The sequence below is a fragment of the Exiguobacterium sp. genome (assembly GCF_020832205.1).
Classification (GTDB): domain Bacteria; phylum Bacillota; class Bacilli; order Exiguobacteriales; family Exiguobacteriaceae; genus Exiguobacterium.
This window is the reverse complement of record NZ_JAFIFD010000016.1, coordinates 20,560-42,156: the sequence shown is the minus strand read 5'-3', so window position 1 is coordinate 42,156 and position 21,597 is coordinate 20,560. Positions and strand designations below refer to the sequence as shown.

General features: G+C 54.1%; 18 protein-coding genes. 12 read left to right on the top strand and 6 right to left on the bottom strand.

Annotation, left to right across the window (positions count from 1 at the left end; genetic code table 11):
* Positions 1 to 159: 159 nt before the first annotated feature.
* On the top strand, positions 160 to 1,620 hold the full coding sequence (locus tag JJU47_RS03535; RefSeq protein ID WP_228616257.1) for a UDP-N-acetylmuramoyl-L-alanyl-D-glutamate--2,6-diaminopimelate ligase: 1,461 nt from the start codon (positions 160 to 162) through the stop codon (positions 1,618 to 1,620).
* Positions 1,621 to 1,716: 96 nt separating this feature from the next.
* Positions 1,717 to 2,061, top strand: coding sequence for a YflT domain-containing protein (locus JJU47_RS03530; protein WP_228616255.1), 345 nt, complete (start codon positions 1,717 to 1,719; stop codon positions 2,059 to 2,061).
* A 56-nt stretch (positions 2,062 to 2,117) separates the two neighbouring features.
* On the opposite strand, the gene JJU47_RS03525 is transcribed toward JJU47_RS03530, so the two are convergent.
* Entirely contained in the window at positions 2,118 to 3,113 is a 996-nt protein-coding gene (locus JJU47_RS03525) for an MDR family oxidoreductase (RefSeq protein ID WP_228616253.1), read from the bottom strand.
* A gap of 145 nt (positions 3,114 to 3,258) precedes the next feature.
* Here JJU47_RS03525 and JJU47_RS03520 point away from each other — a divergent pair, with 145 nt between their 5' ends.
* A complete protein-coding gene (locus JJU47_RS03520) occupies positions 3,259 to 3,681 on the top strand; it encodes a TerB family tellurite resistance protein (protein WP_228616251.1) in 423 nt (140 codons plus the stop codon).
* Between the two features lie 18 nt (positions 3,682 to 3,699).
* Here JJU47_RS03520 and JJU47_RS03515 read toward each other — a convergent pair whose 3' ends face one another.
* The 3 genes from JJU47_RS03515 to JJU47_RS03505 form a co-directional block, all read right to left on the bottom strand.
* Complete coding sequence (locus tag JJU47_RS03515; protein ID WP_228616249.1) at positions 3,700 to 3,909, bottom strand: hypothetical protein; 210 nt, start codon at positions 3,907 to 3,909, stop codon at positions 3,700 to 3,702.
* Between the two features lie 88 nt (positions 3,910 to 3,997).
* Positions 3,998 to 4,705 (bottom strand): SDR family NAD(P)-dependent oxidoreductase, encoded by a 708-nt coding sequence (locus tag JJU47_RS03510; protein ID WP_228616246.1) that lies wholly within the window; start codon positions 4,703 to 4,705, stop codon positions 3,998 to 4,000.
* A gap of 8 nt (positions 4,706 to 4,713) precedes the next feature.
* On the bottom strand, positions 4,714 to 5,106 hold the full coding sequence (locus JJU47_RS03505; protein ID WP_228616244.1) for a GNAT family N-acetyltransferase: 393 nt from the start codon (positions 5,104 to 5,106) through the stop codon (positions 4,714 to 4,716).
* A 144-nt stretch (positions 5,107 to 5,250) separates the two neighbouring features.
* Here JJU47_RS03505 and JJU47_RS03500 point away from each other — a divergent pair, with 144 nt between their 5' ends.
* Positions 5,251 to 6,159 carry a sensor domain-containing diguanylate cyclase gene (locus tag JJU47_RS03500; RefSeq protein ID WP_228616242.1) on the top strand — a complete coding sequence of 303 codons (909 nt, stop codon included), beginning with the start codon at positions 5,251 to 5,253 and terminating at the stop codon, positions 6,157 to 6,159.
* A 21-nt stretch (positions 6,160 to 6,180) separates the two neighbouring features.
* Here JJU47_RS03500 and JJU47_RS03495 read toward each other — a convergent pair whose 3' ends face one another.
* Both JJU47_RS03495 and mgtE read right to left on the bottom strand, forming a co-directional pair.
* Complete coding sequence (locus tag JJU47_RS03495; RefSeq protein ID WP_228616240.1) at positions 6,181 to 7,965, bottom strand: solute:sodium symporter family transporter; 1,785 nt, start codon at positions 7,963 to 7,965, stop codon at positions 6,181 to 6,183.
* A 137-nt stretch (positions 7,966 to 8,102) separates the two neighbouring features.
* Positions 8,103 to 9,461, bottom strand: coding sequence for a magnesium transporter (gene mgtE, locus JJU47_RS03490; RefSeq protein WP_228616238.1), 1,359 nt, complete (start codon positions 9,459 to 9,461; stop codon positions 8,103 to 8,105).
* Between the two features lie 333 nt (positions 9,462 to 9,794).
* On the opposite strand from mgtE, the gene arcA reads away from it, so the two are divergent.
* The 8 genes from arcA to cydC all read left to right on the top strand — a co-directional run bounded on the left by arcA (position 9,795) and on the right by cydC (position 21,467).
* Positions 9,795 to 11,024 (top strand): arginine deiminase, encoded by a 1,230-nt coding sequence (gene arcA / locus JJU47_RS03485; RefSeq protein ID WP_228616285.1) that lies wholly within the window; start codon positions 9,795 to 9,797, stop codon positions 11,022 to 11,024.
* A gap of 16 nt (positions 11,025 to 11,040) precedes the next feature.
* Positions 11,041 to 12,069, top strand: a complete 1,029-nt coding sequence (argF, locus tag JJU47_RS03480) for an ornithine carbamoyltransferase (RefSeq protein WP_047374878.1) — start codon at positions 11,041 to 11,043, stop codon at positions 12,067 to 12,069.
* A gap of 48 nt (positions 12,070 to 12,117) precedes the next feature.
* Positions 12,118 to 13,593, top strand: coding sequence for an arginine-ornithine antiporter (arcD, locus tag JJU47_RS03475; RefSeq protein WP_047374879.1), 1,476 nt, complete (start codon positions 12,118 to 12,120; stop codon positions 13,591 to 13,593).
* A 15-nt stretch (positions 13,594 to 13,608) separates the two neighbouring features.
* Positions 13,609 to 14,571, top strand: a complete 963-nt coding sequence (arcC, locus tag JJU47_RS03470; protein ID WP_047374881.1) for a carbamate kinase — start codon at positions 13,609 to 13,611, stop codon at positions 14,569 to 14,571.
* 180 nt (positions 14,572 to 14,751) lie between these two features.
* A complete protein-coding gene (locus JJU47_RS03465) occupies positions 14,752 to 17,094 on the top strand; it encodes a glycoside hydrolase family 31 protein (RefSeq protein WP_228616236.1) in 2,343 nt (780 codons plus the stop codon).
* Between the two features lie 120 nt (positions 17,095 to 17,214).
* Positions 17,215 to 17,904 carry a Crp/Fnr family transcriptional regulator gene (locus JJU47_RS03460; RefSeq protein WP_024371214.1) on the top strand — a complete coding sequence of 230 codons (690 nt, stop codon included), beginning with the start codon at positions 17,215 to 17,217 and terminating at the stop codon, positions 17,902 to 17,904.
* 126 nt (positions 17,905 to 18,030) lie between these two features.
* On the top strand, positions 18,031 to 19,755 hold the full coding sequence (gene cydD / locus JJU47_RS03455) for a thiol reductant ABC exporter subunit CydD (RefSeq protein WP_029693736.1): 1,725 nt from the start codon (positions 18,031 to 18,033) through the stop codon (positions 19,753 to 19,755).
* Positions 19,752 to 21,467: a thiol reductant ABC exporter subunit CydC gene (gene cydC / locus JJU47_RS03450; RefSeq protein WP_228616234.1), complete on the top strand. Its 1,716-nt coding sequence runs from the start codon at positions 19,752 to 19,754 to the stop codon at positions 21,465 to 21,467. Before cydD ends, cydC begins: the two co-directional genes overlap by 4 nt.
* The last annotated feature ends 130 nt before the right edge of the window (positions 21,468 to 21,597 follow it).

Below are 21,597 nucleotides of genomic sequence, written 5' to 3'. Positions count from 1 at the left end.
AAACTCAGAAAACGGGTTTGGGATTTTTTTGATGGGACGGTTGTTTTCCTATGAAAAAGGGAAGTAATATATTTGTCATCTCCATTACACCTAAAATCTAGTACCATGACGATAAGGTTTGCGAACCTAGCGACACCCATGAGAAAGGAAGTACACAGCATGAGGACGAAACGTTTATCCGCCATTCTAGGAAATGAGATGGATGACATCGAATGTGATCCATGGGTGACCGGAATTGAAACGGATTCCAGGAAGGTCAGTCCAGGGAATTTGTTTATTTGCATCCGCGGTTATACGGTGGATGGGCATGAATTCGCGGAAGACGCCGTGTCGAAAGGCGCAAGCGCCATCATCTCGGAATATCCGCTTGAGCTTGATGTGCCTAACCTCGTCGTCGCGGATACGAAACGAACGGCCGGTATCGTGGCCAGTGCGTTTTACGATCATCCGTCGCACCGCATGCGCGTCTATGGCGTCACCGGCACGAACGGGAAAACGACGACAGCGACACTGACGTACGACTTGTTCCGTCTATCGGGACGACCGGTCGGGATCGTCAGTACGATCGGCGCCCGCTATAAAGACAAGACGTTAACAACACCAAATACGACACCAGAGGCCGTCGTCTTGCACCGAATCTTGGCTGAAATGGCCGATGCCGGTGTGACCGACTGCGTCGTCGAGGTGTCTTCACATGCCATGATGGAAGGACGCGTCGAAGGCGTTCATTTCCACGCGGCAGCGTTTACGAATTTGACGCATGACCATCTGGATTACCATCGCTCGATGGACGAGTACGCGCGGGCGAAAGCTCGTCTGTTCGAGCAAGTCGAACAGACAGGTGGCGATGCGATCATCTTGAACGCCGAGGACGAAGCAAGCGAAATCATGGCGTCGTTCGCACCGACACGACGGCGTGTCATGTATAGCACGCACACGAACGTACCGGCCGATATTCAAGTCATCTGGCTAGACGATACGGTGCGTGTCAAAGTGAACGCCATGACAATTGAAGTGCCTGTTCAGTTCATGGGCGCGTTCAACGCCGCCAACTTGGCTGCGGCCATCGGACTCGTGTCGACGTCTGAACTGATGCTTCGAGCCATCATTGCCAACGTCCCGGGACTCACGCTTCCAAAAGGCCGTCTGGAACGGCTCGACACGGAAGATGCTGAAATTTATATCGATTACGCGCACACGCCGGACGGGTTAGAAAAATGTTTGTCGACGCTTCAAAAAGGCGAACGGCATCTCGTCGTCGTGTTGAGTGCGGCCGGGGATCGTGACCCGACGAAGCGAGCTGAGATGGGACGGATCGCGAGCCGCTATTCGAACGATTTGATCGTGACGGTACATGACGTCCGGACCGAGGACCCGAAACAGATCATCGATGGGCTGTTAAAAGGGGTCGAGGCGGACACGCAGTACGTCACGTTTGAAGAGCGCCGCGCAGCACTGCGCCATGCGGCCGTTCAAGCGCTCGAAGGGAAACGCGTCGTCGTCGTCGGAAAAGGACACGACCATGTCGAACGGATCGGCAGTGAGGCGGTCCCGTTCAATGAATCGGATATCTTATTGGCGGAACTGAAAAAATTAAAAGGCCAAGAACCGGCCGTTTGACGAAACGATGACAATTGTCATCGTTTTTTAATGTGTAGCTTGGAGGAAAACAGGAAATACCTATTACTGTAACGCTATTGAAGGAGGAGAATAGACATGTCAGTTTTGTACAAAGAGTTTACAAACGATGAAGAAGTCGTCACCGCCATTCAATCGATGAAAGCAAAAGGAGTCGACGACTCGCATATTTACGTGATCACGCACGATGACGATCGGACGGATCGTGTCGCGGACAACGCCGATGCGAATACGGTATCCGCGTCGGACGTCGGTCTCGGAACGGCCGCAAAAAACTTGTTCCGTAAAAAAGGGGACGAGTTGCGGGCTCAATTCGAACAGCTCGGCTTTGCGGCCACAGAGGCGGACCAGCTCGAGAAGAAGTTAGATCAAGGCAAAGTCATCGTCGTCGTAAAAGACGCACCGAACGGCTTCACGTTATAACCTTACCATGGAGAATACAGAGACAGGGCTGAATCGGTTGATTCAGCCCTGTTGTTTTATGCATGGAGTCGAATGACGGTCCGACCGCTCAATTCGCCGCGAATCATCGCCTCGGCATGCCTTGGCACATCATGGAGCGGGATCTCGTGGACCATATGATTGAGCACCGTTTCGTCGACGAGCTCATGCAGCCGTTCCCACGCCGTCACTCGTCTCGTGATCGGTTGCATGACCGAATCGATGCCGATGAGGCGGACACCCCGCAAGATGAACGGGTAAACCGTCGTGTGAAGCTCGTGTCCCCCGGCGAGCCCGCAGGCGACGACGGTCCCTTCGTAACGGGTCCGGCTTAAAATGTTTCCGAGCGTCTCGCCGCCGACCGAGTCGATGGCGGCGTCGAACCGTTGCTTGTCAAGCGGACGGGCAGGGCCTTCGAGTTCGCTCCGGGCAATGATGTTCTCGACGCCGAGGCTTCGTAAATAAGACGGGTCGGTCTTTCCGGTCGAGGCGAGCACGTGATAGCCGAGTTTATGCAAGATAGCGATGGAAAAGCTGCCGACCCCGCCCGATGCGCCGGTGACGAGCACTTCTTGTCCCGGATGGATCTGTTCATGCTCGAGCGCCTCGACGGCAAACATGGCAGTCAGTCCAGGGGTTCCGAGCGTGATGGCGTCCCGCATCGACATCCCTTTTGGCAGTTTGACGAGCCAATTCCCTGGGACTTGCGCGTAACGGCTGAATCCGCCAAAGTGTCGCTCGCCGATGCCAAACCCCGTCGCGATGACTTCATCCCCTTCTTTGAAGTCGAGATGGTCGGAGGAGGCGACGGTTCCTACGAATTCACAGCCGGGAATGAACGGATAGTTGTTGATGATCGAGCCGGAACCGGTCAAAGCGAGCGCGTCTTTATAATTGAGCGCCGAGTAATGGACCTCCACTAAGACGTTGCCGTCTTCTTCTTTCGGCAATGCCTCTCGTTGCACGTCTTTCACTTCGGCGTGCAGCCTGTCTTCTTGCTTGTCGAGGACGAGTGCTTGGAATGTGTCGTTCATCGTCAAATTGCCCCTTTCTCTGTGAGAGATGCTATCACCATCTATCATTCCCGTCTGTTGAAAATATATACACGAATGTTTCGTTATGAGCAGATGTGGAATGGTATAATGGAATAGATTCAACTAGAGTGAGGAGGAATGTAGCATGCGGCACGATGACTATGAGTTTGATGAAGAAGTAGAAGAAGGCGAATTGTTTAACGTATACGACATTCTGCCGCCAGATGGTACGATTCTCGAGATGGCGACTGCCGAAGAGATGGTCCGAGCGGCGGAACTTGAAGCGAAGCATCACGCGCTTCAACGTATCCAAGACTCAAACTTCCAGTTATCCGGAGTAACGTTCAAAGAATTGCTCACAGAGTTCGAGCAATACGAGCAAGAATCGATGGAATTCTGGACGGGCGTGTACAGCCGATTGCGCATTCCGTGGGCGTGGACGATTCGAATCGATGTGGCCAACGGTCCGATTCACGTCGTCAACGATCGTGATATCTTTATCGACGAAGAAGACTTCGAAGAGTATGATTTCGAAGAGTTCGCTGACGATGAAGACGACGAGAATTGAATCCAAAACGTCTTTCCCTCATTCAGCAGGGAAAGACGTTTTTTTGACGGTTTGTAAGTCCGACCGCACCCGGACGACTTCCGTCGCCCCGAACCAAAGCCCGACGCTCGAGAGAATCGACACGCCGCTCACCATCGCTCCGACGATGGCCGTGTCGCCGATCATCGTGAACGACAAGGCGAGACAGAACAAGCCAAAAAACAGGAGGCCTCCAGCAATCGTTTTCATCATGACGTCATCCTTTCTTCATTCATTTGACTTTAGTGTAGTCGGTTCGAACGAAGAAGGGTGGCGTTTTTTCTTTCCTGGTAAAAATTTAAATGAGGTCATAGATGGAGTACATTCTCCCGTTCTCAAACGGCTGGTCCACCATCTGCTCGACGAGGACGCGGGCGACCGTTTCTGGCGCTCGGAGACGTCCTTCCGCGACGTAAGCCTGGAACTGCTCGACGTCACGAAACGCCTCTTTTGATGAAGACCGGATACTAGCTTGCATCGATGTGTCCATCACGCCGGGGTTGAACAAGGCGGCCCGGTGTTCTGTGCCGGTGAGTTCAAGGGCGACCGTTTCGGTAAAATGATCGAGCCCGGCCTTCGTCGCACAGTAGGCGCTCCATCCGGAGATCGGACGCTTGGCGGCGCCTGACGTCACGTGGATGAGCGAGACAGGCAAGTCGTAGGCAAGGACGGCGTTGGTGATGAGCATCGGTGCGAGCAAGTTGGCTTGGACGTGAGCCGTCAGTTCGTTCGTGTTCAGCTGGCCAGCTTGATGAATCGGTTCAATCAATGCCGCGTTTTGGACGACGAGTAGAGAATCGGCTTGTTCGATGAGCGGTCCGACTTGTTCGAGAGCGGCGAGCGTGCTCGGACCGTCTGATAAGTCGACCTCGATTTGTCGGAATGAGGCGTCGTTCGCACGTGTCCGTGAGAAATTGATCACCTCGTAATCACGCTTCAGTAGTTCCTCGGCGACGGCACGGCCGAGACCGCGCGAGGCACCGGTGACGAGAGCTAGTTTCATCATGTTTCCTCCTATTCGTGAATCGTTTTTCGAAAGCCATGAAACGGACGGAAGCTCAATCGTTCATAATACGTATGCGACGATGCGCTCGCGAGCAGCTCCATCCGCGTCGTCGGGTAAAGGGAGTGGACGTGTGTCAATAACTGTTCACCTAAACCGAGCTGGCGATGGGACGGGGCGATGAGCAACTCGCATACGTACAGACTGACGGCCGAATCCGTCAGGCCACGAATGTAGGCGACGATGTCGCCGGCGTCTTCGATGACATAGGCCACGTTCGAGTGGTCCCACGCCTGTCTCGTCTCGTCCGATCGCGCGACGAGCTGTGTCCAGCCTTCCGCCTCGTTCAGCGCTTGAATCTGATTAAAGTCCTGTTCCTCATAAGGACGGATTCGCTGTTCCATGTCTGCCCTCCATCATTCCTATAGTTTGGCACATCACACACAAAAAATTAAAAATTCATTCCCCTAAATAATGGATGCAGCGTAGGTGGCCGACATTCTCCGTGATAAGATAGACAAAGATTTTAGACGAGGGGAGGGGACGTCATGATCGAGTTGTGGGGCGGGATTGTCATTGGCATTAGTTTAACATTCATCGTGTACAAAATCCGTGATCAAGCGAAGCACTCAGATGAGCCGTTGAGCCGTTTCACTGATCAAATGAAAGACGTCATCTATATTTTTGACGTGAAGCCCGTCTTTCGGTTTCGCTACATCAGCCCTTCCCTTGACGACTATTTAGGAGAAGGAACGGTCTCCCAAAACTACGACGATCCATACGATTGCTTTCGTCGCATCCATCCGGACGACTATGAGCTGCTCGTGAATAAAGTGACTGGTCACGTCAACTACGACGAGCCGATCTTGCAACGATGGCGAACGAACGATGGGCGCTATTTGACGTTCGAGGAATATACGACCCCGATCTATGAGGGGGATGAGCTCGTAGCCGTTCAAGGCGTCATCCGGAACGTCGAGGCTGCGGTAGCCGAGCGGGAGGCGCTCGTGTATGAGAGTCGTCACGACAGTTTGACGGGGGTATGGAACCGGCGCGCCTTTGACGAGACGATTGACCGATGGAAGGATAAAGCAATCGCTATCGGTGTGATCATTGTCGACTTGAACGACTTGAAACGAGTGAACGATGAAAACGGTCACTCGGCCGGCGATCAATTGTTGCAACGGACAGCCCACGCGTTGACGAGCCGTAGCCCGAAAGTATATCGACTCGGCGGGGATGAGTTCGTCGTCCTTGTGAGCGATGTGACCGAATCATCATTTGAACAACTAGTCGCCGACATTCATGACGCGTTGGACGAGGCCGAGATCTCGGCTGCGCTCGGTTCGGCGTGGGATAGGCACGTGTCGGATTTTAAGGAGCTATACGACGAAGCTGACCGTATGATGTACGTCCATAAGCATAGATTGAAACAAGACACCTCACTCGTCCATTGACAAGTGAGGTGTTTCAATCGTTTATGATCCGCTCGCTTCTTCTTCACGTTCGGTTTCGGTCGTGCCGAGGTTATTCAAATACACCTCATAGCGCGGGAGCCAGTAGCGATACGAGGCAAAGACGAGGCCGCCTGTCATCACAAACAAGCCGAGTGTAGCTGGCCAGAACCAACCCGAGACGATGCCATCCGCGTAGGCGAGCCCAATCGGAGAGAACACGAAGTAGACGAACACCATGGATGCGACCAACAGAATAGACGTCGAGATCGCATGACGCCACGGTTTGACACGACCGAGTTCGATGCGAATCGGGTTGATGCGTTGCATCGGACGCAGTTTGGCGAACAGAAGCATGATACTCGTCTCAATGACGAATAAGATGCCGTAAATGTGAATGAAATTGATACCGAGGTCAAACCCGAACCATTGATTCGTGCCCCAGACAAGGAAATAATACGTGATGACGTGGAACACGATCACGATTTTAGCAGCGATGGCAGGCACACGCTTCGCGAGCATCCCGATCAAGACGATGACGAGAATCGGGATGTTGAAAAATCCGGTGAAGCGACGAATCAAGTCCCACAGTCCGTCCGGTGCGTACATCAAGTTCGGGGCGACGAAGAACGACACGAGCGCGACGAACGTTCCGAACCACTTACTGACGCGAATCAAGTCTTTGTCCGACGCGTCCGGCTTGAACTTCGGCTTGTAAATATCGAGCACGAACAACGTGGCAATACTGTTCAGCAACGAGTTGAACGAGCTGAATACGGCGCCGAGCAAGACGGCAAGGAAGAAGCCCATGAGCCACATCGGCAACAAGTCGGCGATCAGACTCGGATAGGCGAGGTCGGCTTTATCGACGTTCGAACCGTATAAATGGAATGCGATGATGCCCGGAAGCAACATAAAGATCGGCACGAGCAACTTCAAGTAACCGGTGAAGAGCACCCCTTTTTGTCCTTCTGCCAAGTTTTTAGCACCGAGGGCACGCTGAATGACGTACTGATTGAGCGCCCAGTAGAACAAGTTCGCAAAGATCATCCCTGTAAAAATAGAGAGGAACGGAACCGAATCGCTTGATGACCCGATCGCATTCAACTTCTCAGGGTTTGACGTCGCGATCGTCTTCATCCCGTCGACGAGACTGCCGTCACCGAGAGCGATAAATCCGAGCGTCGGGACGAGAAACCCGATGATGACGAGTCCGATGCCGTTCAGCGTATCTGACACGGCGACGGCTCGGAGGCCACCGAAGATGGCGTAAACGGCCCCGATAATCCCGATAAACCAAATGACCATCCATAACGCTTGTTCGAAGCTGACCCCTAACAGTTCAGGCACGTCGAACAGTTGTAAGACGGCCAACCCGCCTGAATAGAGCATCGATGGAATCGTGACACACATGTATCCGAACAGAAATAATAAGACGGTCAACCGGCGAACGTCCTCATCGTAGCGTTGGCTCAAAAATTCCGGAATGGTCGAGATGCCGATCCCGAGAAAGCGCGGCAGTAAAAAGAGTGCCATGATGATGGCGGCAATCCCGGCCGTCACTTCCCATGCCATCGCAGACATGTTGCCGGCGAACGATTGTCCGTTCAACCCGATCAACTGCTCGGCCGACAAGTTCGTCAATAAGAGCGACCCGGCGATAAAGAGGCCGGTCAATCCGCGTCCGGCGAGGAAGTAGTCATCGGCGCTTTCAACTTTTCCTCGTGTCATTCGATACGAGACGTAAGCGACAAGTCCCATGAACAGGGCCCCGGTAATCAATATGTAGATGACTTGCTGAATGGTCATATTCGTTCCTCCCGCAGTTCTTTCTTATTTATAAGTATTTGATAGTGATACCCTCGGGTGAAACGAATTATTTCCCGTTTTTCTATTTGTAAACGAAACGTAATAAAAAAAGACGCTTGCCGAAGCAAACGTCTCGTTTAGAGGAACTGCAACATCGATGTGGCGACTGTGAAGTAAATGATCAAGCCGAGGTTGTCCATCAGTGTCGTGATGAACGGGCCTGAAGCGACGGCCGGATCGAGTTTTAACCGGTTGATGAGGAGCGGGATGAGCGTCCCGACGGTCGTCGCCACACTGAGCGCAGCGAATATAGAGATACCGACGATGAGGCCGATCAAGGCGTTATCATAAAGGAACGTGATGACGCCGAAGATGACGACCATACAGACGAGGCCGAGAATGACCCCGGTCCCGAACTCACGTCGTACCATTTTGATGACATTTTTCCGATTGATCGTCCCGAGCGCAATCGAGCGAACGGCAACGACGAGCGATTGGGTGGCCGCGTTTCCGGCCGACCCCATGACGAGCGGCATGAAGACGGCAAGGAGGACGATCGTTTCGAGCGTCTCTTCGAAGCCGCCGATCGTCGAGGCGGTGATCATGCCGAGAAACATAAGGCTGATGATCCACGGGGCTCGTTTTTTCGCTGCTTCGAGCGGTCCCATATTGATGTCGGACGATCCTTTCGTCGCGGACAGCTCCTCGAAGTCTTCTGTCGTCTCGCGCTCGATGACGTCCATGACGTCATCGACCGTGATGATGCCGAGCAATTTCTCTTCATCGTCGATGACAGGCAGGGCGAGAAGGTCATACTTTTGGACGGTCCGGGCCAAATCTTCCTGGTCGGTGAGCACGTTCGCCGAGACGACACGGCTTCCCATGATGTCGGCGATTCGAGCGTCTAACGGTGACACAATCAAGTCACGGAGTGAGACGACGCCGACGAGGCGTCCCGACGCGTCGATGACGTATAAATAGTAAATCGTCTCGGCATCTGGTCCGAGGTCGCGCAGCTCTTCGAGCGTCTCACCGACCGTCTTGTCTGATTTCAAGACAACGAATTCGGTCGTCATGACCGCTCCGGCCGTATCGTCCGGGTAGCGCATCAAGTCTTTGACTTCGGTCGCTTCGGTCTCATCCATTTGTTCAAACAGTTCGTTCATAAAGTCGTCAGGGAGCTCGTTCATCAAATCGGCCGCGTTGTCCGAGAACATGTCGTTCAAGACACGGACGGCGTATGGGCGCGGCATCTCTTGGATGAACCGCTCCTGATTCTCGAGTTCAAGTTTTTCAAACAGATCGGTAAACACTTCCGGCGTCAACGCTTGATAGACGAACTGTCGCTCGGGTTGCTCGAGCTCGATAAACAAGTCGGCTTGTTCACCGGGGTGTAACGTGAGGAACAGGTCGCGGAAATCGACCGGGTCCCCCTTTTGAATGAGCGCGGTCACTTGAGCTTGGTGACGCGCATGTTCTGTACGTTCGATTGCCATCGACTCACTTCCTTTTCTTCAAAATCTTGAGGCACGTCACTATCTTACCTTATCCGTCTAAAAATAAAATAATGAATTTTTTTCACAATGCATACAACGATTATTCATAGGCGCCTTTTCTAACCGCTTGTTCAGTCGTTCACAACCGTTTGTTCATTCAATTTCCTCAATCTTTCATACATTTGACTGTGGAATCCGCCACACGTGTCTTGTCGGACTTACCCATCCCGATATTGGGTAAGTTGATAATGTAAGGGTAGCAACACACCCGAAACACTAGGAGGAAGCGAGATGATAACGATGATGGATCAACGGACCTCACGGGATACAACGCTGAAACATCCAATCCACGTGTATTCAGAAATTGGCGAACTTAGGACGGTGCTTCTAAAACGTCCGGGCCGCGAGCTTGAAAATTTAACCCCCGAATATTTAGAGAGACTCCTCTTTGACGACATCCCACACTTACCGGTCATTCAAAAAGAACATGACTACTTCGCGAGCGCGCTCCAAAACCGCGGCGTCGAAGTGCTCTATTTAGAAAAACTAATGGCAGAGACGCTGTCGCTCCCGGGTGTGCGTGAACGTTTCGTCGCCGACATCTTGTCGGAGTCAAAATCAAACATTAACGGCTCATACGAGACGCTCAAAGAATATTTGCTCGCTTATGATAATGAACAATTGATCGAGACGGTCATGGCTGGGATCCGGAAGTCGGAAATCAAGCCGGAGAAGCGCCGTCATTTGCATGAGATGATCGAAGACACGTATCCGTTCTATCTCGACCCGATGCCAAACCTCTACTTCACGCGTGACCCGGCTGCGGCCATCGGCAACGGACTATCGATCAACCGGATGAAAGAGCCGGCACGCCGCCGTGAATCTTTGTTCACGCAATATATTATGAAATATCATCCGCGCTTCGCGAAACATGACATCCCGATTTGGTCGGACCGGGACTATCGGTTCGCGATGGAAGGCGGGGATGAGCTCGTCTTGTCGAAAGAAGTCGTCGCCATCGGGATATCGGAACGGACGACCGCCCAAGGAATCGAACGGGTCGCACTCAACTTGCTCAAAAACGGCGGCACGTTTCAAAAAGTCATCGCGATCGAGATTCCGAAGTCACGGGCGTTCATGCACCTCGACACCGTCTTCACGATGGTCGACCACGACAAATTTACGATCCATCCGTTCATTCAAGGCCCAGAAGGCAAAATGAACATCTTTGAACTGACATTGAACAAAGAAGGCGAGCTTCATATCACGCAACATACCGATTTGTTGCAAGTGTTAAAACGTGCCCTCGGGCTTGATGAAATCGTCCTTATCCCTTGCGGTGGCGGAGACCCGATCGCCGCGGCGCGTGAGCAGTGGAACGACGGTTCGAATACGCTCGCGATTGCTCCGGGCGTCGTCGTCACATACGACCGCAACTACGTGTCGAATGAACTGTTGCGTACGGAAGGCGTCGAGGTCATCGAGATCATGTCGAGCGAGCTGTCGCGCGGTCGTGGGGGCCCACGTTGCATGAGTTGTCCAATTATTCGCGAAGATATTTGACGAGGAGGAAACGAGCATGTCCACAACGTACAACTTTGACTTGAAAGGTCGTCACTTTTTATCGCTCAACGAGTTTTCGGGAGACGAATTGAACTACTTGATCGATTTGTCAGCCGCGTTCAAACGACAAAAACAACAAGGAATCCCGCACCGGATCTGTGAAGGCAAAAATGTCGCCTTGCTGTTCGAAAAACCGTCGACGCGGACACGGTGTGCGTTCACAGTCGCAGCTGTCGACCTGGGCATGCATCCTGAATATCTCGGTAAGTCGGACATTCAATTCGGTAAAAAAGAGTCGGTCCGTGACACGGCGATCGTCCTCGGACGGATGTTTGACGGGATCCAGTTCCGCGGCTTCGCCCATGCGACGGTCGAAGGACTCGCGCGCGATGCTGGCGTCCCGGTATGGAATGGGTTGACGGACTTGTACCATCCGACACAAATTTTGGCCGACTTCTTGACGGTGAAAGAACAAAAAGGGGATCTTGCCGGCATCCGTTTCGTCTATGTCGGAGACGGCCGCAACAACATGGGCAACACGTTATTGATCGGCGGTGCGAAAGTCGGAATGGATATGCGCATCTGCGCACCGAAATCATTGTGGCCATCTGATGAGGTCGTCGAGTATGCGCGGTCCGTGGCGGCAGAGACCGGGGCGGTAATCACGTTGACCGAGAGTATCGACGAGGCGGTCAAAAACGCCGACGTCATCTATACGGACGTTTGGGTGTCGATGGGAGAAGAAGCGGAGTTCGCAGAGCGGATCAAGCTCCTTCGTCCGTACCAAGTGAACATGGAGATGCTCGAGAAGACGGGAAATACGGATGTCATGTTCTTGCATTGCCTGCCGGCGTTCCATGACTTAGAAACAGAGGTCGGTCGCGCGATCTTCGAAGAGCACGGCTTGAAAGAGATGGAAGTGACGGATGAAGTGTTCCGCAGCCGCCACTCGTTCGTCTTTGATGAGGCGGAAAACCGGATGCACACGATCAAAGCGGTCATGGCGGCGACTCTCGCCGACACGTCTGAGTGGCTTGAACGTTGAAGAAGGGGAGGGTCTCCTCCCCTTACTTAATCGAAAGGGATGAGTTAAATGTCTACGAAAATAGATCATGACTCAAGCGGTTCCGTTGGCGCAAGTCCTAGTCCGAAAGACAAACGGTTAGGGCTCGGGGCCCTGACGGCACTCGTCGTCGGTTCGATGATCGGCGGTGGCGCCTTCAACTTGGCAGCCGACTTGGCCCAAGGAGCGAACGCAGGTGCGATTCTCATCGGCTGGGTCATCACCGGGATCGGGATTATCACGCTCGGTCTCAGTTTCCAAAACTTGACGATGCGGCGTCCCGACCTCGACGGCGGGGTATACAGTTACGCCCGGGCCGGTTTCGGTCAGTTCGTCGGGTTCAACTCGGCCTGGGGCTATTGGCTCTCGGCTTGGCTCGGAAACGTCGCCTACGCGACGCTGTTGTTCAGTTCGGTCGGCTATTTCTTCCCAATCTTCGCAGGCGGTCAAAACATCGCCTCCATCATCGGGGCATCGATCATGCTCTGGCTCGTCCACTCACTCATTTTACGAGGCATCCATGAAGCGTCGATGATCAACATCATCACGACGATTGCGAAACTCGTTCCGATTTTTGCCTTCATCACCATCACTTTGTTCTTCTTTAATTTAGACAACTTCACGTTCGACTTTTGGGGCCAAGGCGGCTTCTCGTGGGGCAGCGTAAAAGACCAAGTCGTCTCGACGATGCTCGTCACACTCTGGGTGTTCATCGGGGTCGAAGGGGCCGTCGTCTTGTCCGGCCGGGCCCGGAAACGCTCGGACGTTGGGAAAGCGACGGTCATCGGTCTCCTCGGGACGCTCGTCATTTACTTGCTCATCTCGATCATGTCGCTCGGGCTGATGAATCCAGAAAACGTGGCGAACGCTTCTCAACCGGCGATGGCTTACTTGTTAGAATCTGCCGTCGGACCATGGGGAGCCATGCTCATCAACGGCGGTCTCGTCATCTCCGTTCTCGGGGCGTGGCTCGGTTGGACGCTCCTTGCAGCCGAGATTCCTTACGTCGCCGGCAAAGACGGTGTCTTTCCGAAATGGTTCACGAAAGAGAATAAGAACAACGCGCCGGTCAATGCGCTCTGGCTCACGAACGGTTTGATTCAATTGTTCCTCTTCACGTTTTTGTTCTCGGACGCCGCCTATAACTTTGCGTTCTCGCTCGCCTCGAGCGCCATCTTGATCCCGTACGCGTTCTCCGCGTTTTATCAAGTGAAAGTGGCGAAAGGCGGCATCGGGTATAACGCCGGTGAACGACGGACGCGTGACTTGATCATCGGGGCGGTTGCTTCGATTTACGGCATCTGGCTCATCTACGCGGCTGGCGTCGATTACTTGTTGTTGACGACGATGCTGTACGCACCAGGCACGCTCCTTTATGTGAAAGCACAACGTGAGAACGGCATCAAGACGTTGACGAGAACAGAATGGATCGTCGCCGGCATCTTGACGGCGCTCGCCATTTTAGCAGTCGTTCGCATCGTCACAGGAAACATCTCAGTCATTTGATCGGGGGAAACAGACATGGTGAAAAAACGAGTCGTCATTGCGTTAGGCGGAAATGCGATCCAACAAGGAAAGGATGCGACGGCCGAAGCCCAAATTCGTGCTGTCGAGACGACCGCTGATGCGCTCGCAGGATTGATTGAAGAAGGGATCGATGTCATCATCACGCATGGGAACGGCCCGCAAGTCGGCAACTTGATGTTGCAACAAGCGGCTGCCGACAGCGAGGCGACACCGGCGATGCCGCTCGACGTCTGCGGCGCGATGACGCAAGGCATGATCGGTTATTGGTTTGAAAATGCACTCACAAAAGCGCTTCGGGCCCGTGGGCTCGAACGTTCAGTCGCCCCGATCGTCACCCGGGCCGTCGTCGATCCGAACGACAGCGCCTTCAGCCACCCGACCAAACCGATCGGCCCTTTCTACTCGCAGGAAGAAGCGGTGCGCATCGAACGAGAGAGCGGCTACGTGTTCAAAGAAGATGCCGGTCGAGGGTATCGCCGCGTCGTCCCAAGTCCGTTCCCGGTAGCGATTTGTGAGCACGCCGTCATCCGCGACCTCGTCGAGCGCGAACATATCGTCGTCGCCTCAGGCGGTGGCGGCATCCCGGTCGTCGATACGCCGGACGGTTACGTCGGGGTCGAGGCCGTCATCGACAAAGATTTCGCCGCCGCGAAACTGGCCGAACTCGTCGAAGCAGACATGCTCCTCATTTTGACAGCGGTCGATCACGTGTACGTCAATTTCGGGACGCCTGAAGAAACGGCGCTTGAAGAGACGACGAAAGAACAGCTCGAGACGTACATCGCGGAAGGACAGTTCGCACCGGGCAGCATGTTGCCGAAAGTTCGGGCCGCCCTTCAATTTGCGGAAACCGGGGAAGGTCGTGTCGCGGTCATCACATCGCTCGCTCAAGCCCGGACAGCCGTTCGCGGCGATATCGGGACCCGCGTCCGCCTCGCAGCGACGCTCCAACAATAAGCACGAAGCCGCGATGATCAAAATCGCGGCTTTTTTTGTGAATCGGCCTCTCCTCGTTTTCTCCGCTCTGACATAGGGAACGAAGGTTGTATGTCGAACCAGACATGGTGATCATCAATGGTGTAAACGGTTGTACTATATTTGGGAAGGAAGTGACGAAGAGCGGCAACGCTCGACACTATGCGCTTATTTGAACAAGACAACGTCTATACGAAACAAATGAAACCGCAGGCGGACGAACGTGCCATCGTTCAAGGACATTGTTATCGCTTCACCGTGCTCACGAGTCAATTGATTCGGATGGAGTATGCCGAGGATGGTGTGTTTGAAGATCGACCGACCCAAGTCGTCTGGAATCGCGAGTTCGACGTCCCAGATTTTCGCGTCGTGGAAAATGAGCATGAGCTGCAAATCATCACGGAGCACGTTCATTTGTATTACGTGAAAGGCCCGTTCGCACCGAACACGCTCTATGTAGACGTGAAGGGGAACTTTAGTACGTATTACAGCCGTTACACGTTCCATGGGGTAGAACGGACGCTAAAAGGAACGGCCCGGACACTTGACCACGTGGACGGTGCGGTTGAGCTTGAAGAAGGAATCGCCTCAAAACAAGGCTATGCCGTGATTGACGACTCGACATCATTCATCATGACAGACGATCGGTTCGTGGAACCTCGTCGTAAAGGCATCCATGATTTGTATTACTTCGGTTATGGCCACGAGTATCGGCAAGCACTGCGCGATTTCTATCAATTGACAGGCCCGACGCCGCTTCTGCCGCGTAAGGCGCTCGGCAACTGGTGGAGCCGCTACTGGCGATACGATGAGACGGAATATAAGAGCCTGATGCATCGATTCAGAACCGAGGACATTCCGTTCTCCGTCAGTGTCATCGATATGGATTGGCACGTCACGGATATCCCCGAAGAATTCGGGAGCGGTTGGACGGGCTATTCGTGGAATAAAAACTTGTTCCCGGACCCGAAAGGCTTTTTGAGTTGGTTAAAAGAAGAAGGGTTCCTCGTGACATTAAATCTGCATCCCGCCGATGGTGTCCGCGCATTTGAAGATCAGTATGCGGCGATGGCGGAGGCGATGGGCATCGATCCCGAGACCGGTGACCGGATTCCGTTTGACTTCTCCGACAAGCGTTTCATCCAATCCTATTTTGAGCAGATGCATCATCCGCATGAAGCGGATGGCGTCGACTTTTGGTGGATCGACTGGCAACAAGGGTCGACGTCGAAGATGGAAGGACTCGACCCGCTTTGGATGCTGAATCATTATCATGCGGTCGATATCGCGCGCGACGGCAACCGGCCGCTCATCTTTTCGCGTTATGCCGGGCCGGGGAGTCACCGTTATCCGGTCGGATTCTCGGGCGACACGCTCATCTCGTGGGCTTCACTCGCGTTCCAGCCGTACTTCACGGCCACGGCCTCGAATATCGGATACGGCTGGTGGAGCCATGATATCGGTGGGCATTACCGTGGCGTGAAAGACGATGAGCTCGCGGCACGTTGGGTCGCTTTCGGCGTGTTCAGTCCGATTACGCGACTCCATTCGACGTTTAGCATTTTCAATGGGAAAGAGCCATGGCGATTCGGTATGGAAGCCGAACAGGCCATGAAACACTTCCTTCGGCTCCGACATCAACTCGTGCCATATTTGTATACGATGAATTGGCGCAATCATAGGGACGCGACACCGCTCATCTTGCCGATGTATTATGACCATCCGGAAGACGAGATGGCATACGAAGCGCCGAATCAGTATTATTTCGGCAGTGAGTTAGTTGTGGCCCCGATCGTCGTCAAACGAAACGACCGCCTCCACGTCGCTCCGGCGAACGTTTGGTTACCGGAAGGCGACTGGTTCGATTTCTTCACCGGACATCATTACGTCGGTGGAAAATCCGTGCGTGCTTTCCGGCGACTTGACGAACAGGCCGTGTTCGCGAAAGCCGGGGCGATCGTCCCGATGGCGGCACACCATACCGGTAGCAACAATACGGACAATCCGGCCGAACTTGAAGTCGTCGTCTTTCCGGGCGCCTCAAACACGTTCACGTTGTTTGAAGATAACGGAACGGATCGCGCCTATGAGACCGGTGCCTATGCGGAAACGACATTCACCCTTGATTGGGAAGCGAGACGCTTACACATCCGCGTGACCGGGGACACGACCGTCTTACCGGAGGAGCGGAACATCACCTTGCTCGTGCGCGGCGTTAAAGCAGAAGGCGAATATGAGCGGGCGACACAGACGCTTCGTGTCGAACTCGGTCCGATTGAAGAAGAGCTGACCGTCGAGCTCCCGGTCGAGCTGACGACGAATGATAATCGTCTCGATCGCTTATATCAATTTCTTGATCGAGCCGAGATCGCGTATGATTTGAAGGATCGACTCTATCGGTCGGCCGCGGCGAAAACGCGGCTTGAAGCTTGGCTCTTTGATTTACATGCGCTCGAATTGGATCGCGACTTACAAGATGCAATCATGGAACTGATGCTGGATTGAAGAGGGGGGTAGCCCCTCTTTTTTCTTGTCAGAAAACTGTCGGAATTTGAAAGCGTTTACATAAGCTCAATCCCTTATACTGAGAGAGAAGAAGTTGATTGAGGAAGTGAGGGATGCACGATGTCACAGCGATGGACGATCGACGACTTGAGACAAATCGATGTTTTTCAAAAGAGTGCCAGTCGGGAATTAGAGGCGCTCCTGCCCCACGTCTACTGCCGCACGTATCGGAAAGGACAGATTTTGTTCATGGAAGGGGACCCGCGCGAGCGTGTCTATTTTTTGATGGACGGCTACGTCAAACTCGAACGTTTGAATGAAGCGGCGACCTATCAATATGCGGACTATTTGAAACCGAAGCAACTGTTCCCGTACAGCGGCATGTTCACAGAGACGTATTATCGGCATTCGGCGGAAGCGCTCACCGATATCTCGGTCATTTATATGCCAACCGACCGTTTCGAACAGCTCGTCTCGAGAAATGCGACGATGCTCCTGCACATCGTCGGACAAATGAATCGGATTCTTGATTTGCACGAGCGGCGTGTTCAAGAGATCATCACACCGAGTGCGACCGACCGCGTGTTGAACACGATCCACTATTTGATCGAAGACCTCGGGGAACGCGATGCCGACGGGGTCCGGGTCCGTTGTCCGTTCACGACGGTCGAGCTGTCACGAATCTCCGGGACGTCACGGGAGACGGTCTCGAACATTTTGTCCAAGCTCCGAAAAGAAGACATCCTTCAATTGGATGCCCGCCAGCTCGTGACCGAGCATCCTGAATACTTCGAGCAAGCGAGCCATTGACACCGTTCGAACCGGACGGTGTTTTTTGCATGTCCTGCTAAGCGAAGCGTTCGCTATGGAGCGATGCATACGATATAATTAGTGAGAATCATCACAAAGAAATGATGTTACGGATTGTTAGAAAGGATGAACGCAGTGAAACGACTGCAAGCTCTCGCTTTAGCCGAAAAACGGCATATCGTCGGGCTCGTCATCGCGGCCGTCATGATCGGGTTGTCGATTTTGGCCCAAGCCTATTTGATCGTCGATGTCGTCGATCGTGTTTTCTTAAAAAATGAATCATTTGAAAGTGTCCTCCCGGCGCTCGGTTGGCTCGTCCTCGCCTTGCTCGTACGGGCGATGTTCGGTTACGTCTCGGGCCGAATCGGGGCAAGTCTGTCGGAAAAGGCGAAGCGGACGCTCCGGCGACAGTTGCTCGATCGCTACACGTCGAATCCGATCGAGACCTCACTGTCCGGTCAGTCCGGAAAAAAAGTGAGCGTCTACATGGATGCGGTCGATGAAGTCGATGCCTACTTCAGCCAGTACTGGCCGCAAGTCATTCAAACGTCGATCATCCCGCTTCTCATCCTTATCGTCGTCTTCAGCCAGCATTGGATCTCGGGCGTCATCATGATGGTGACGGCGCCGTTCATCCCGATCTTCTTTATCATCATCGGGATTGCGACCCAGAAGAAGTCTGAGCAACAGATGGAGAAGATGAATCAGTTTTCGGGTAAGTTTTTGGACGTCTTGCAAGGGTTGACGACGCTCAAGTTGTACGGGCGGACCGAACGGGAAGCCCAAGCGATCGAGAAGAGCAGCCTTGATTTTCGGGACGCGACGATGGTCGTCTTAAAGACCGCCTTCTTGTCCGGACTCATGCTCGAATTTATCTCGATGCTCAGTACCGGTGTCGTCGCGCTTGAAGTCGCGTTGCAGATGGTCGTCTGGCAAAACTTGACGTTCTTCGCAGGGTTCTTGATTCTCGTGTTGGCACCTGAATATTACCTGGCCATCAAAGACTTGGGCGGTGCGTTCCATACCGGACGCGGCAGCATGGGCGCGGCCGACCGGATTTTCGAGGCGCTCGATGCCCCGGAAGAGCGCATCACATGGGGCGACCGTGAACTGTCGAACCGGACCCCGGACCTGTCACTTGAAGGTGTCTCGTTTCAATATGAAGGCGGGCGCTTCACGCTCCATCCGCTCAGCGGTCAAATCCCGGCTCGTTCCCACGTCGCCTTGGTTGGGGCGAGCGGATCAGGGAAGACGACCGTGTTGAACGTCTTGTCCGGACTCGTCAACCCGGATGCCGGGCGAGTGCTCGTGGACGGCAAGCCGCTCCACACGTATACCGATACGTCTTGGTATGGGACGGTCGGATACATCTCACAAAACCCTTACTTGTTCGCCGGGACGCTCGCCGACAACATCGCGCTCGGCGAAACGGCCGATGAGGCAGCCATCTTGCGCGCGGCAGAAGCGGCAGGACTCGTCGACGTCATCGGTAACTTGCCGGACGGGCTCCATACCGAGCTCGGGGAAGGCGGTTACGGACTTTCCGGCGGTGAACGGCAACGACTCGCGCTGGCCCGCGCATTCTTGAAGCGGCCGGGAATTATCTTGTTCGACGAACCGACGACAGGACTTGATTTGATGACCGAACGAATCGTTCGGCGGTCGATCGAGGAGTTGTCGCGTGACGCGACGCTCGTCACCGTCGCGCATCGCCTGCACACGATCAAACAGGCTGATGCGATTTGGTTCATGGAAGAAGGCGAGCTCGTCGCGAGCGGGACGCATGAGCAAATGCTCGATGTGCCAGCCTATGCCGAATTGTTTGCACTGCAGAAAGGAGTGAGCGGATGAGTTCACTTTGGACAATCACCAAATGGATGATGAAAGAGAAGAAGGATATCGTCCTCTCGATCTTCTTCGGTTATGTGGCCGGCCTTGCCGCCGTCGCGTTATTCGCGGCGAGCGGGTATCTCGTCTCCCGGGCCGGGCTTGTGCCGCCTCTTTACGCGCTCATGATCCCGGTCGTCTTGATCAAGTTGTTTGGCGTCATCCGGGCAAGTGCTCGTTACCAAGAACGTCTCGCCTCGCACCGGGCGACGTTCACGATTTTGAGCGAACTTCGTGTTCGGTTTTATCGCCAACTCGAGCCGCTCGTCCCGAACATTTTCGCCAAGTACCGAAGCGGGGATTTGCTCGCGCGTGTCGTCGGAGACGTCGAAAGTTTGCAAAATTACTTTCTGCGCGTGTTCTATCCGCCTATCATCTTAGTGCTCGTGTTCTTGAGCACAATCTTTTTCGTCACGTACTTCTCACTGCTCGTCAGCCTATGGATCTTGTTTGGCGTGATCGTGACCGGGTTTTTGATTCCGGCGTTGTTCGCAGGCGTTCGCGCCAAGCATGACCAAGAGATTCGGACGCTCCGCGGAGACTTGTCGAGCGGGATGACCGAGATGATGTACGGGTATCGAGACCTGTTGCTTCATGATCAGCTCGGACGCACACGAGACGATCTGCTCGACCGAAGCGACCGTTACGCCGCAGTTCAACGGCGAGACGTGACGAATCAGTTCTTCAACTCGTCGCTCGTCGTCGGGGCGTCTCTCCTCGTTTCATGGGGTGTGCTCGCCATCGGGGCGTATCTCGTCGTCGGAGGGGATCTCGACGGTCTCTTCTTGGCGATGCTCATCATGATGTCGCTCACGGCGTTTGAGAATGCGACGCCGATGGCGGTGTTCCCAGGTCATTTTGCGGACAGCAAACAAGCGGCTGACCGATTGCTCGAAGTCGTCGCCCCGAGCGAAGCGATCGAGGCGGCAGAAGCCGCACGTCATCCGATCACGCTTGAGGCGGCGCCGTCGCTCAAAGTCGAGCACGTGAGCTATCGCTATCCGGACACGTTCCGAGACGTTCTCGTCGACGTCGATGCCGTGTTTGCGAGCGGAACGAAAACGGCAATCGTCGGACCGAGCGGCTCGGGGAAATCGACGTTGTTACAGTTGCTTCTCGCTTTTGTCCGCCCTGACGAAGGGAACGTCTTCATCGATGAGGCACGCCTAGACGACGTCACGCAGGCGTCGATTTGGCAACATGCGAGCGTCGTTCTCCAAGAGAACCACTTCTTTTTCGGAACGATTCGTGAAAACTTGGCGCTCGCCGGAGACCGGACCGACGACGAGATGACAGCGGCGCTCGCGAGCGTCCGTCTCGGTTTCTCGCTCGACGAGCCGGTGCTTGAAAAAGGCGCGAACTTGTCCGGCGGGGAACGGCAACGACTCGCCATCGCTAGAGCGTTGTTGAAGAACGGCGAGGTGTGGCTGCTCGATGAGGCGACCTCGGCGCTCGACGCCAGGACCGAAGCCGCCGTCTATCAGGAAATATTTCGGACGGCAGAAGCGGCGACGCTCGTCATGGTCAGTCACCGGTTGAACGGGCTCGAAGCGTTCGATCAAATCATCGTCATGGAAGCCGGCCGTGTCATCGAGGTCGGTTCGTACGAGGACTTGATGCGAAGCCGCGGCACGTTCTATGGATTGAAGCAAATCGAACAAGATGTGTTCGCCTAAATGAAAAACGAGCGGCTCCGTCGGAGAGCCGCTCGTTTTTTTATGGCAAATCTGGGTGCAACAAATGGGGGTTGTCGCAATGCTTTCAAAAAGAGTGTCGTGGAGGGGAATCCACGTGACGCATGCGTTT